This is a genomic window from Dictyobacter alpinus, assembly GCF_003967575.1.
Lineage (GTDB): Bacteria > Chloroflexota > Ktedonobacteria > Ktedonobacterales > Ktedonobacteraceae > Dictyobacter > Dictyobacter alpinus.
Genome location: NZ_BIFT01000001.1, coordinates 2,087,777 through 2,101,189 on the forward strand (window position 1 = coordinate 2,087,777; position 13,413 = coordinate 2,101,189).

Sequence of the window (13,413 nt, forward strand, 5' to 3'; positions counted from 1 at the left end):
GCGATGTCATGGGCTGCCGCCCCTGCACCCCACATCCCCCACCGTGGAAAAATACGATCTTTTCGCGGTCCTATGAGGGATACGTGTCTACCTTCCTGGACTGAGACGATAGAGGACTTCTCCGGCATTTGGTACCAGTAAAATGCCTTCGTCTTCACGATTTGCCCACTCCTGGGGATGCAGGGTCCGATAATCGATATACCCTAGATTGATGCGTCTACAACGCTCTTCACTAATGCCTGTAGCAAGCGTGACCTGGATACGTGGCGTCTCTATGCCGGTCTCAGCATCATAGCTGCCGGAACCCTTCACATGGGTACTATGTGCCAGAACACCACCGGGCACATCCTTAAAACGCTCCCATTGCTTCAAGAAGTAGTCACGTACATGGTAGCCAATGCGATCAATCAATTCTCCATGGGTATAAGAAACTTCAGTGATATGTGGTGCATAGATAATAACTTCGCCCCCATCGGCAATCGCTGGCTCGGTCTTATACATAGCCTTGGCTGCGGTCCACAGATCATCATAATGCTCAGATGCCATTGAAAGGACGCGTTTAAAGGGTTGCTCGACATAGACGATATTTAACTGCGCGGAGAGATCGGCGGCCTGCTCAAAGGCTTCGCGATAAGTGCCGCCATAGAGGCCGTGCAGATCCTGTCCCTTCATGACCAGAGCCAGGCAGAGCAGCGGCACAGCGACAAATTCGGCTGCGCGATGAATGACGCGCCGTACATGGGTGTCTTTTACACCAATGGTAGCCATGCTGGTTTTACGAGCCCCCAGCCAATGCGAAAAATTGATAATATCGGCCCCCGCGATACCCGGAAACAGATATTTCGCCCCACCGGAGAAGCCCGCGACCTCATGAGGAAAAACGGGACCACAGATAATCAACTGATCATAATCAAAAATCATCCGATTGAGCGTCACCGGCACCTCATCTGTGAGCGTACCCTCAGTCAACTGGCGAGCCTCATCAGAAGTGATTACGCCAACCGTCTTCAAAGTGGCGGGATCAGACCAATGATGATTATACACATGTACATTTGGATAATTGGCCGCACGTTCCTCTTCAGTGACACCAATCAGGTGCGCAATCGCCTCCTCAGACATCGGAGGATGTGTTCCTAATGCGATCAGATAATCCAGGCGCGCGACCCGTGTGCCCAATTGTGCATACAGCAAGCGAAAAAGGGTAGGGAGAGGCGCGGTACGCGTGCCATCAGGAATTATAACCAGGATACGTTTTCCGTCCAATGCCATCTCACCAAAGCATCGGGCCAGAATCTGCTCAATGTCCGCTGAAGTTAATGTCTGTGAAATTGAACCATGTCCATACATAATCAAACAGCCTTACACTACTTGGATAATAAGTCCTGCCGTAATCGCTATTGTATCACGGCTCCTCAACCTGCACGAGAGCATCACAATATACTCTACAGAAATACAAAACTATCCTGCAAGTGTAACACAAAAACCAGGACCACACTTTCAACATAACAACACTGGAAACGAGCCGAGCGCACGTCACACCGGCTTCTCACACTCTCGACGTACGCTCGGCTGGCTTCTCACGTCTTCTCCTCGATGGACGATTCGCTACTTTTCCACCGTTTCCGTGGTGAAAAAAATGATTAAGTGAAATTCATTGGTTTTTGCTTCCGCTGCCTGTTCACATATAAAATATTCCTCAAACACGTGTTCGCGGTGAGGCTGGCATCTCAGAGTGCGTTCAGCCTCTTACGCGTTCGTGGTCGTACGTGGTACTGGGCGCAGGGACGAGCCCTGCCGCTACTACTGGGTGATTTTGACGAAGAGGCCGAGGCTGGCGGTGAAGCTGTGCAGGAAGATGCGTTGACCGACGGGGCCGATCTCGCCGTTACAGAAGAGGCCGCCGAGGGGGATCTGGCCGAATTCACGGGCGATGACGCTGGCGTCGTGGTCGGGGATGCCAAACATGCCGATACCGCGTCCATTACAGGTGCAGAGGATGCCGGCGATGGGCTGGTTTTCGCCAAGTTCGGCTTTGGCTCGCATGAGGACTTCGTGCATGTCGAGGTCGGCGGAACTGGCGTCTCGTAGTTGAAATTGGATGGTCTGGCCGACACGGGGTTGGGCACCGATGGCGAGGGCTCCACTACGGCGGTCTACACCAAATAGTTGGCGGATCAGGAAACTGCCACGCTGATAGTCATCCTGATATTCGTCGGCGGCCAGGCCGACTTGCAGGTTGCGTTGCGCGCGACGTTGCAAGTCTGGACTGAGCGTCCGCAGCGTCTCCAGTAGCATACTGTGGGCGGAACGATTAGAGATGCTCTGGATCAGTCCGTTGTCGAGGACACCGGTGATGGTCCAGGCTTCACCGATAGGATCACAGCCTTGAGATACCAAAGGGAGAATAGTATAGGGCCCGCCGATTGCCAGTCCTACCACACCTTCATCAAAGACTGTATCGTTAAAGAAGAGTTGGGTTGAGCGATCCTCGATATCACTGGAGGCTAGACCACCAATCATTGGCACACCTGGATATGCCTGGGACAACTTCTCGGTGAGAATATCACAATCCAGGTGAAAAGGATCGGCGAAGATCAGCCAGGCATTGGCGTCGTCTTTCTCCAGTCCAAGCTTCTGGCGTAAATCTTGTGGCTGCTGGCTCTTTTCTACCATCTCCGGGGTGAGATGAATGGGATGCAGTTCTGCTCCGGGTAAAGATAAGGCCAGCAACGACAGAGCAGGCAGATCTTCAAGTTCCTGGTCTGTGCCAATAATACCCTGGCCGGAACAGCCTAAGAGTACCTCTACACCTGTTTCGCTGCGTATCATCTGCAACATATCGGCGAAATACGGCATAAATTCAATATTCGCGAACAGGAAAATAACATCCGCAGCAATATCTTTAATCTGTTCCAGGGCCTGTTCAAGCGCCAGTTCCCAATCTTCATCTATGACAAGCGCACTTAGTGCGGCTGGTTTGCGATCATCCATGCTTACTCCTCTGTCGGCCATCCAGCGCTGAAAGACAAACAACGTCACAAATGAAAGAGCACCGCTGGTCAACGGTGCCCCTTCATTACATCTTGTAGAGTCTTTTCACCCGCCGACATGCATGCTCTATGCAGCCGAAATTGGCAGAGATCTTGACTACATATCACAGTATTCTCGAAGCGAGACGTGAAAGTGTGCCTGCCATGGCCCTTTCACCTACTTCCAGTGTATATACGATTCAAAAAAGGTTTAGTAATAAGACATCAAGTTGAAATCTTGTTTCCTATAAGTATCGCATATCACGTCGGATGGTCGCAATTAAGCCTGTGACTGCACGAGTTCACAGAACGCATCAATGTCCTGGCGCACGATGTCCAGACTGGCAGCCCAGAAGGCTTCTGAACGCAGATCAATCCCGAAACGAGCCGCCAGTGCGGCCGCATCAGCCAGCCCTGTTGATGACAGGAGCTCGTCGTATCCCTGCTTGAAGGTCTCTGGATTCTGCTGGTACTGGGCATAGAGGCCGAGTCCGAACAGGAGGCCAAACATATAGGGATAGTTGTAGAAGGAGAGGTCACTGATATAGTAGTGGCCTTTCACGGCCCACATATAAGGATGTAGCGTCTGCTCATCAAGTCCATCACCATAGGTATCACGTTGAGCCTGCAACATCAGTTCATTCAGCTCTTCTACCGAGAGTTCGCGCTGCTTACGCTGCTCAAAGACATTTTGCTCGAACAAGAAACGACTGGTGATATCGACGACAACCTGACATGCCCCTTGAATTGAAGCCTCAAGGATCGCGAGGCGCTCCTGCGGCTCGGCATCTTTCATAGCGGCATGGTTGATAATCGTTTCGCAGAAAATGCTGGCCGTTTCCGCCAGAGTCATCGGCAAGGAACGCTGGATCGCGGTGCGCTCGGCCAGATTTAAATTGTGATAGCCATGTCCCAGTTCATGGGCCAGGGTCGAAACACCATCAAAGCTGGCTTTATAGTTGGTAAAGACACGCGACTCGTCCTTACGTAAAGGCGTACAATAGGCGCCATCACGCTTGCCTGGACGTGGTTCGGCGTCGATCCAGCCTTCGCTAAAAGCGCGGGCCGCATAGTTCGAGAGGCGCTCAGAGAAGGTGCCAAACTGCTCGACAATAAAGCGCTCGGCATCACCATACTCCCACACCCGCTCATTAGAGCCCAGTGGCGCGACAATATCATACCAGGCCAATTTTGGCACCTTTAGAGCCTGTGCCTTAGCCTGAAGGTAGCGCCGGAAATGAGGGAATGAGGCACGGGCCGCACTCAACATAGCATCAAGTGTCTGGCGATCAATACTATTCGCGAACAGCGAAACATCCAGCGCGCTCTCCCACTGACGCTTACGGGCCAGGGTATTGACTTCACCCTTGATGCTATTAAGGGCCTGCGCCAATGGCATCGCCACCGTTTTCCAGGCGGCCAGTTCAGCCTCATAAGCACGACGACGCGCCTCACGATCCGTACTGGATGCCTGGTTGCGTACCATGCTCATCGGCACCTGCTGCGTCTGACCATCCAGTTCCAGCGGCACATTCAACTGGGAAGTAATATTACTATGCAACCTGGACCAGGCGAGACCGGCGCTCGAAGTAAGTTCTGCGGCCAATGCCTCTTCAGCCGGAGACATCATATGCAATGACTGGGCTTTGGCCCGGCGTAGCGCATAAGCGTGCGCGTTAGCAACTGCGGATTGCGCGATGAGCTGCTCGACATCCAACGAGCCAAGCCAGGCGGTAAAGCGCGTATCCAACTGAGACAGCTTGACTAGAGAGTTCTCAAGCTCGCTATCCCGAGCCTGGGCCACCTCATCCCGCGAATTAGTGCTCACAAAACAGCTGATATACACGGCCAGCGTCAAGACACGCTCCTGCACGCTATTATAGCGCTCAATCACCGTCTCAAACGTCTTGACCAGAGCAGCATCTACCGCTAAATTATCCTGTTTCTGCACATGGGATGTATCAAAAAGCTGGACCAGTGCATCTATATCCGCAACGGCCGCGGCAAATCCCTGCGCAAATTCAGGCGATTGCAGACCAGGGTAGACCACATCCATATTCCAATGTGGCAAAGATTGGGTTGTTGTCACGAATCGCACTCCTTTTCGTTCTACATATACTCAATGTAAGCATTGTAGCATGCAATTCAATGCGGCGAGGAGAGACACAGGGGAACAGGACGGGGGAAGGAGTGGCGGGTGCGCACCCGCCACAGGCATAGTCTTATTCTTTGTCTTTATCTTGATCAGCTTTCTGCTGTTCTTTCTCTTTCTGCTGAGCCTCTTCTCTTTGCTGAGCATTCACTTTATCAGGGGCGCGTGAAACCATCGGATCAACCGGAGTATTCTCGATATCACTATGCTCACGAGGTCGATCCATATCACCAATATTTTTATTCAACTGCCCGGGATTACGTCCACCGAGCGTCCCCTGTGCCGACTGGTTACTTGCATTATCAGCATCAACCGCCTTATCCGACGTATTGAATCCACTCTTCTCCATCACAGGCTGTGGTTCACCCTTACTCGGAATATTTCCACCACCGGCACCTGCCAGATCACGCTCATTGCCAGTATGCTGCTCCATATTTTCACCCTTTCTGCTCTTCTATCTGTTTATGCATACATTCTTTTAATCACATGTATGTCACATTGGATACGCATATTTCTATCATAACATCCGCCATATACGCCGGGTCAATGGATAAAACACAGCCATAAGAAAGACTCATGAAAATCTAATCTTCCCCACCCCACCACCAACATGTATCCGAATAGGATGGCGGGTTCTGTGGCCCGCAGCGTACGCCATGCGCGAGGCCGATCGTACGCCGAAGTTATGGGAGTGCCATCAGCCGGCGTTACGTACGTCGAGTGGGCGCCACACGCGAGGCCGCACTGCTGGGTTTTCGTAGGCCAACGGATCAGAACGACTCGCAGTGCTGTGGCGCCTACACGAATCACGGTGGATGTTGCCTGATCATGTTGGAACGTGTGTGAGGCAAGATCCTATCATAGCGTCCCTTGACGAGCGAGATCACTAACCATGACCATGATCTCCCACCAGACCGTTCCGGAGCGATCATGCTTGAAGAAACATGATTGGTGTAGGCGCCACAGGCATGCGATGCTTTCTAAACACATATCACACTTGATCAAGCCGCATGCCGGCCTCGCGTGTGGCGCTCATTCGACGTACGACCAGTCCGCTTCACACGTTTTCCCATCCAAAACCGAATCACCACCTGATCAGGAACGTTTGCCACGATGTTCGCTCTATCCCTTAATAGCGGAGGAGAAATTAAACTGTTCCTTTTTGGCGCGATAAATCGTCGTTACAATAATGGATGATATAAGAAAGGTCTATACGGTGACTATGGCTGATCAAGATCGAACGATGATTAAGTTTAAGACGGCTCATTATAAATTTACGTATCGGGTTGGGGGTATAGCTATCCATGAGGGACGGGTGCTCTGTCAGAAGAGTACGCTTGATCCTGCTGATAATTTCTGGTTTCTGCCGGGTGGACGGGCGGAGTTGGGTGAGAGTTCACAGGAGACGTTGAGGCGTGAGGTGCAGGAGGAACTAGGTGAGGAGGGGGAGGTTGGACGCCTTCTCTATATTGTTGAGAACTTTTTTACTGACACTACGGCCCATCATGAAATCGGACTCTATTTTGAGTTGAATTTTCCAGAGAATTCTTACCTGTATCAACATACTGGTCCATTTGAGTTGCCCGAGGAGCAGGAGAACCATCCAATGATCTTTGAATGGCTCCCCATTGCGGATTTACCAGACAGGCTGGATATTCGCCCTCCTTTCTTTCGCCATGCGCTTGCTACCCTTCCGGCACATACTGAGCATGTGATCCTGCGCCGCTAGTCTTCGTTGAGGCGCAGGGTCATGGCCATGGAGGGACTGGACACGATCCGGACCATCATGCCCAGGGCCAGGATACAGAGCGCGACCAGCAGGGCCAGACCAATGCCTAGCAGGGCCGGGATGATGACCTGGATCGGTGGGATGTTCTGCGCCAGGAAAAATTGTTCGTTGGTCAAGTCCTGGCCCGGAGCACTGGTGAAGAGGAGCGTTGGTATGGCCATCCAGGAGAGGAGCGCGCCAAAGATGACTCCAAGGATGATGGATGTGGCGTAGATGATACTTTGCTCCCAGGTCAGTGTGGTGGCGATATTACGTGGGGCCGCCCCCAAGGCGCGCAGGAGTGCGAAATTGGTCAGGCGGTCGCGCGCACTTAACCAGGAGGAGACCAGGTTACCAACCAGGATCAGGAGGAGCGCTACCGCTGGTCCAAGGGCGAGTATGCCCATGACTTGCAGATAGAGTGGCTCTTGATGCAGATTCTCAACCAGGATACGGCGATCGCTCAGCGTGCTGGCACTGGTACGTAATGTATTTCTCAGCGTACTCAAAGTCGCGGGATCATCGCTGGTCCGTAGCCAGACGGTGGTTACCTGAAAGGCTCCCCGCCCATCACGATTCAGCAGTTGATTATAGATGGTCCCATAACTCTGGAGATCAATCAGGATTCCCGCTGGCGTCTTCTGCGTTGGAATCTGCTGGACCTTTGCCAGCACGCGGAAGTGGAAGGGGGTGTCCGAGTTATTTGGATCGGTGAGCGCGAATTTATCTCCTACCTTCAGGTGGTAGTTCTGCCAGAAGGAATCGTCGATGATGGCCGGTATCTCCTGCTGGCTGATCGCCTGCGCACGTTCACTGACGAGTTGCTGCATCAACTGATTTAATGGCTGGAGGCTATTATCCTGTGGCCAGGCAGCCGTGTGCGCATAGGTCGTGGCATCCACGGCCAGGAGATTGACCGTTCCCTGGCTATCGCCTATCTGCGTAATAGCCCTGGAACCGACTGAGACGCTCTTTACGCCCCGTATGCTTTGATAGTGGTTAATTATACCTGAAACACTGTCAAGGCCCGTATTCGGCGCTAGATCGCTCTGGAAGTCTGCTCCTACGCTATGCGTTGCCACATCATCGGCCCGCTGGATCTGCGAGGCATAGAAGATCAAGGCAAACATCGAGAAGGCGGTAGCCAGCGAGAGGAGCATGGTCATGCGTACCGCTTGCCGTGGTGAGCGCGCCAGTTGCGCCAGCGCAACCATCGAGGATGCTCCACGGCTACGTCTGGTCGCCAGCCAGGATCCCAGTTGTAACAGGAATGGGAAACAACGCAGGAAGACCAGGATGGCCGCCAGAATGGTACAGATGGTGCGTGCCAGCACCAATGGCGAGAGCAGGAGCAAGCGTAATCTGGCATCCAGAGCATTGGTGTTCGTGAGATACATCGAGATCAGATAGCCCACCAGCATCAGTACAATGGCAATCACATCCAGATTGAAGCGCAGCCAGAATGGTCGGTTCCGACTACGACTGGACTCACGCCGAATAGCCAGTACATCTAGCGAGGTGGTACGGTTAATCGATAGGATCAGGACGAGCGCTACCATCAGGACGGTAGCCAGGGCATACCATCCCACCGACAGCATCAACGGCCAGCCCTGTTGCAATACCAGGTCGATCGCTGGATAGTCCTGGGGAGCCAGTAGCAAGCGGCTTAAGCTTCGAGCAATGGGTAGAGCCAGTAAGGGTCCAAGGATCAATGCCAGCACGGCCAGACTCGCGCCCTGGATCAGTAAAGAGCCAAAGACCTGTCCACGGCTGGCTCCACGGCTGCGCAGGATCGCGATAGCGCCCGCCTGCCGCTCCACCAGCAGGTCCGTCATCAACGAGACAAAGTAGAGGAGGAGCAGGAAGATAATCACAATCAAGCTGACAGATGGCAACTGTGAGATCGAGATCTGCGCCTGATAACGCGTTAAACCATCCAGCGGTACCGTCGTATGCACATTGTCCATGCCGTATTGCTGGCCCAGAGCAGCATTGGAACCACCTGCGAACTGATAACGACCCAGCGTGGTAATTAGTTGATCCAGATCATCTATCTGCAACGTATCAGGATTTAGCGCATAGTTCCAGGAGATGTGCAGCGGCTCCGATAACGTGGTATATGCGCCGGTCGTGTTTGATCCCACACCCGGTTCATCAGCGGTGGGAATCCAGTGTGAGAGGGTGGAGACCAGAGTTTCGTTAGCGGCCAGGGCGGCATAGTTGACGCGCTGGTTGCTGGCATTATCCGCCGCATCACGCAGAGGATCAAATGTTATGCCACGCCAATATGGATCATTACCAGGTGCCTGTACAATGCCAACGACTTTGAGCGGAATAGTTATCTCTTTGATCAGGGCGTAATTGCGTACGAGATCTACCTGCACCTGCAGGATCGTGCCAGGAGCCGCATGCAGCGCCTTAGCGGTCGCAGTGGTAAGTACTACCTCGATAGTCGCATCAGGCTCATCATGGCCCTTAATATGAGCCTGTGGTAGCTGTCCGAACAGTAGCTTGAGATGTGACCGTGCCTGCTCCATATCGCTACCGCTGAGCACCAGATTATTACCACTCTCTTTAGCTGGCTTACTGCCAGACTGCGCATTCAACAGAGGGAGCAGATCACTCGACACCGAGAAACGCGTTTGTTTTGGATCCTGATAGCGCTGCAGTAACGTTCCTGAACTGCCGCTAATCATCTGGCCCGCCGCCTGGATGCGCGCTAAAAAAGGACGATTAATATCGCCGCTCATGACCAGATTAACATTACTACCACTCAAGCGTAAATCGCTACGCAGGCCGGCCGTCATCGCGATCTTTGAATAGATCGGAGCCACACATACAAAGACCACCGCCGCGATAATGCCTAATCCCACAATAAAGAGTAGTCCTTTGGTCCGCCGTAGCTGCCAGAGGGCCAATGTAAACACCGAAGACATATGCGAACTCTCTCTCTAATCTTCGTTAATACGGAGCGTGGTTGCCAGTGAAGGCTTCGAGATGGTACGTAGCATCATACCCAATGCCAGCACACAGATCATAATCAGGATGGCGAAACCCAGGCCGAGCAGTGCAGGCACCACCACCTGGACCGGTGGAATACTCTGGGCCAGATAAAATTCGCTGATATCGGTCTGCTGCAGAGGCGCACTGGTGAAGACTAACGCGGGTACCACCATCCACGAGAGTACGGCACCAAAGATCGCTCCCAGGATAATAGCGACCGCATAGACCACCGCTTGCTCCCAGGCCAGGGTAGAAGTTATATTAGCGGGACTCGCCCCCAGCGCGCGCATAATCGCAAAGTTCGTCAACCGATCTCGTGACTGTAACCAGGAGGCGACCAGACTTCCCACCAGCACCAGGATGAGCGCGATCAATGGTCCCAGGGCCAGAATACCAATCATCTGCAGGTAGAGCGGCTCTTTTTGTAGGCGCGCCATCAACTGGCGGCGATCCACAAAAGTAGACAACTGGACAGTACCGTTGAGCAACTCATGGCGCAGTTGGGCCTGGGTAGCAGGATCATCGCTGGTACGCAACCAGAGCTGATTCAAAGGCAAGGGCTGGCTCCCAACGATATTCACCACACGATTGTATGCCCGTTGATAGGCACGCAGATCTACCAGCACGCCACCTGGTACGGTCTGGGTCGGAATATATCTGGCGATGGCGATCACTTTAAAATAGATCAAGCCCTCATCGCTGAGCGAGCCATTCAGACCAAACTTGCTGCCAATCGAGAGATGATACGTGCTGGCCATCGTCGCATCGATCGCCGCCGGCACCAGTTGGTCCTGGCTATTTCTGCCGCGCGCCAGTTGCTGCATCAACACAGGCAGGGACATAGAAGTATTATTCTCAGGCCAGTACGCCGTATGCGTATAAGTATCAGCATCCATGGCTAGAAAGCGCACATGATCTTCCCGATCAGCTACCTGTAATTGATCGCTATAGCCGGCCGTTACGCCCTGCACGCCCTTCAGTTTGCCATAGATTTGCAACTGGGTAGGCAATGAGGCCGCATCCGGCTGATCCACAAAATTACCCGCGATATCCGCGCCCACGGTATACGTGGAGATATCACTGGTACGTTGGAATTGCGAGGACGAAAAGACCAGCGCAAAGATTGCAAAGGCGGTGGCCAGCGCGAAAAGCAAGGCCATGCGTAAAGATTGGCGTGGGGAACGCGCTAACTGCGCGAAGGCCAGCATGGATGCGGCCCCACGGCTGCGCTGCGTCGCCAACCAGGATCCCCAGCGTAACAGATAGGGGAAGAAGCGTAAAAATAACAACATGGCCGCAATAATGGTAAAGATCGCTCGCGCCAGCACCAATGGCGAGAGCAAGGTCAGACGCAGATGGGGATCAAGTACATCTGAGTCCGTCAGATAGACCGAAAGGATATAGCCGACGATCATCACCACGACCGCGATCAGATCCAGACTGAAACGCAGCCAGAGCGGCCTGCGGGTGGCACGGCTCGACTCACGACGCAGCGCCAGCACGTCCATGGCGGTCGCCTGATAAATAGCCACCGCTAATGTCAGCAACACCACGACTACCGTAACGAAAGCATACAACTCGACCGACAGGAGCGCCTGCCGCCAGTTCTGCAAGACCGTATCGATCGCGGCATAGTTCTGTACAGGCAACAGAAGTCGGCCCAATAGACTGGTCACCGGGAACGCGAGCAGCGGTCCGCACAGCAAAGCCAGCAGGCAGACGCCCACACCCTGCATTAACAGAGCCCCAAACACCTGACCACGACTGCCACCACGACTGCGCACAATCGCCAGCGTCGCAGCCTGACGCTCAACCAGCAGATCAACCATCAGAGCCACAAAGTACAACAACAGAAAAAAGATCACCAGCACTAATCCCAGGGCAGGCACTTGTGAAACCTGCAACTGATTTTGATAATCTGTCAGACCATCCAGGGGCACAAAGTTATGCGTGTCTACAATGCCATAATGCACCAGAAGAAGATCAGTAGGATAAAAATGAAATTGAAAGGTATGCAAAGTATTGATTAAATAGTCAAGTTGAGAACTAGTAATAGTTTTTTGGTCCAACGAAAAATACCAGTTAATCGTCAGCGCATCCGTCAGAGAGTGTGCCGGTTGTTTAATTCCCAGCGGCGGCTCTGAAAAAGGTAGGATTGAATCGGTATCAGGCTGATCGCTCACAGGAATAAAACGAGCATACGTAGAGCCAAGCGACTCATTGGAGACCAGGGCCTTAAAAATGAAAGGACCATTAGGTTTACCTCCCAAAGTATTTTTGTCCAGCGTACTCCCATGCCAGAAAGGATCGTGTCCATCCATATTCTGGAATATACCGACCACCTTCAACGAAACCATATGCCAATCGGCATTTGCACGTATGCCTGTGGTATTCTGTACCGCGACCCGCGTATAGATCACAGAGCCAGGTGAGAGCTGCAAATATCCGGCGGTATCCTGAGATACCGCCATCTCAATCGTGCTATCAGTATCCGCATACGCCTTTACCTTTGAATCCGGCAACCGCCCTTTGAGCAACGAAAGATGCTTCCCACTGGCAATCTGCCCCATATTGTTCCCTTCAAGCAGCAGTACATCCGCCAAAGGTTTCACTTTAGCGGCAGACGGATCTGCACGGAATAACTGAAGCTGACCACTCTCAATCTGCATCTGGTTTTTGCTACTATCCAGAAACGTGGAAAGAGGTTGAACTGAATAATTTGCAAAAGCGTCGGAGACAGCCTGCACACTTGCCCAACTGGGACGAGTATCCTTGCTAACAATCGAAATGCTAGCATTGGCAGGAGTCGCGTTGACGGCCTCCTGGAGTCCGGCGGTCATCGCCACCTGCGTATAGAGCGGGGCCACACACACACAAATCACCGCAGCCAGCACACCCAGGCCCACAATAGCCAGCAGCCCCTTCGTCCTTCGTAATTGCCACCAGGCCAGCGGCACAAAAGCCGGAAACCAGGAGCGGCCAACCGGAGACTTCTCTCGCTTGATAGAGCGAGGCATAAAAATATCCTTCCTAGCATTGAAGCGAGCAGAGAGATTATATCGCAAATAATATATTCACTTATATATAATGCATTTAAACGGCAAAACCTCACAGAAAGCCAGCGATGTTAAATGCATAAGCTCATCAAATCATCGTGGATTGCCATGAAATGTAATATCATAAAAGGTTTGGGGATGGGAAGACGTGATAATCGAGCAAACCATCCGTCGAGTGGGCGTCACCATCCAATGAAACGTCTTTTGCGTGGGAAGGTCAAAAAATGCATGGCACTCAAAAATGGGGTCGTAGAGATTGTATAATCGGCGGTCAGGGGTTGAGACTGGTAGATAATAGAGCAAATTCCTGATATTCTATGGGGAGAAGACTGAGAATAGCAGTTATATACCTCGTGGGTTTCCGTGTGCGATGCGTCCAATGCATGTAGAAGTCTACCGGCAATG

The 13,413-nt window shown here is 52.6% G+C and carries 7 protein-coding genes; 1 reads left to right on the forward strand and 6 read right to left on the reverse strand.

Translation table 11 applies throughout. The features are described 5' to 3' along the window. Nucleotides 1–87: 87 nt before the first annotated feature. From EL633_RS08245 to EL633_RS08260, 4 genes are all read right to left on the reverse strand, one after another. Nucleotides 88–1,347 (reverse strand): lactate racemase domain-containing protein, encoded by a 1,260-nt coding sequence (locus EL633_RS08245; RefSeq protein WP_126626727.1) that lies wholly within the window; start codon nucleotides 1,345–1,347, stop codon nucleotides 88–90. A gap of 453 nt (nucleotides 1,348–1,800) precedes the next feature. Further along, a complete protein-coding gene (locus tag EL633_RS08250) occupies nucleotides 1,801–2,991 on the reverse strand; it encodes an FIST signal transduction protein (RefSeq protein ID WP_161982033.1) in 1,191 nt (396 codons plus the stop codon). Nucleotides 2,992–3,309: 318 nt separating this feature from the next. Continuing rightward, the gene (locus EL633_RS08255) at nucleotides 3,310–5,118 is read right to left on the reverse strand and encodes a M3 family oligoendopeptidase (protein ID WP_126626729.1); all 1,809 of its coding nucleotides are present in this window, start codon (nucleotides 5,116–5,118) and stop codon (nucleotides 3,310–3,312) included. Between the two features lie 133 nt (nucleotides 5,119–5,251). After that, the gene (locus EL633_RS08260) at nucleotides 5,252–5,614 is read right to left on the reverse strand and encodes a hypothetical protein (protein WP_126626730.1); all 363 of its coding nucleotides are present in this window, start codon (nucleotides 5,612–5,614) and stop codon (nucleotides 5,252–5,254) included. A gap of 789 nt (nucleotides 5,615–6,403) precedes the next feature. Between EL633_RS08260 and EL633_RS08265 the strand changes: the two genes are divergently transcribed. Further along, entirely contained in the window at nucleotides 6,404–6,910 is a 507-nt protein-coding gene (locus EL633_RS08265) for an NUDIX hydrolase (protein ID WP_161982034.1), read from the forward strand. Here EL633_RS08265 and EL633_RS08270 read toward each other — a convergent pair. Together EL633_RS08270 and EL633_RS08275 are read right to left on the reverse strand one after the other, a co-directional pair. Further along, the gene (locus EL633_RS08270; RefSeq protein ID WP_126626732.1) at nucleotides 6,907–9,885 is read right to left on the reverse strand and encodes an ABC transporter permease; all 2,979 of its coding nucleotides are present in this window, start codon (nucleotides 9,883–9,885) and stop codon (nucleotides 6,907–6,909) included. The genes EL633_RS08265 and EL633_RS08270 overlap by 4 nt on opposite strands. 15 nt (nucleotides 9,886–9,900) lie before the next feature. Further along, nucleotides 9,901–12,969, reverse strand: coding sequence for an ABC transporter permease (locus tag EL633_RS08275; protein ID WP_126626733.1), 3,069 nt, complete (start codon nucleotides 12,967–12,969; stop codon nucleotides 9,901–9,903). Nucleotides 12,970–13,413: the final 444 nt, after the last annotated feature.

What these genes read in the sequence shown, in the direction of transcription:
- EL633_RS08245 (WP_126626727.1), bottom strand. Translation starts at nt 1,347, where the DNA reads ATGTATGGACATGGTTCAATTTCACAGACATTAACTTCAGCGGACATT.
- EL633_RS08270 (WP_126626732.1), bottom strand. Translation starts at nt 9,885, where the DNA reads ATGTCTTCGGTGTTTACATTGGCCCTCTGGCAGCTACGGCGGACCAAA.
- EL633_RS08275 (WP_126626733.1), bottom strand. Translation starts at nt 12,969, where the DNA reads ATGCCTCGCTCTATCAAGCGAGAGAAGTCTCCGGTTGGCCGCTCCTGG.
- EL633_RS08260 (WP_126626730.1), bottom strand. Translation starts at nt 5,614, where the DNA reads ATGGAGCAGCATACTGGCAATGAGCGTGATCTGGCAGGTGCCGGTGGT.
- EL633_RS08250 (WP_161982033.1), bottom strand. Translation starts at nt 2,991, where the DNA reads ATGGATGATCGCAAACCAGCCGCACTAAGTGCGCTTGTCATAGATGAA.
- EL633_RS08265 (WP_161982034.1), top strand. Translation starts at nt 6,404, where the DNA reads ATGGCTGATCAAGATCGAACGATGATTAAGTTTAAGACGGCTCATTAT.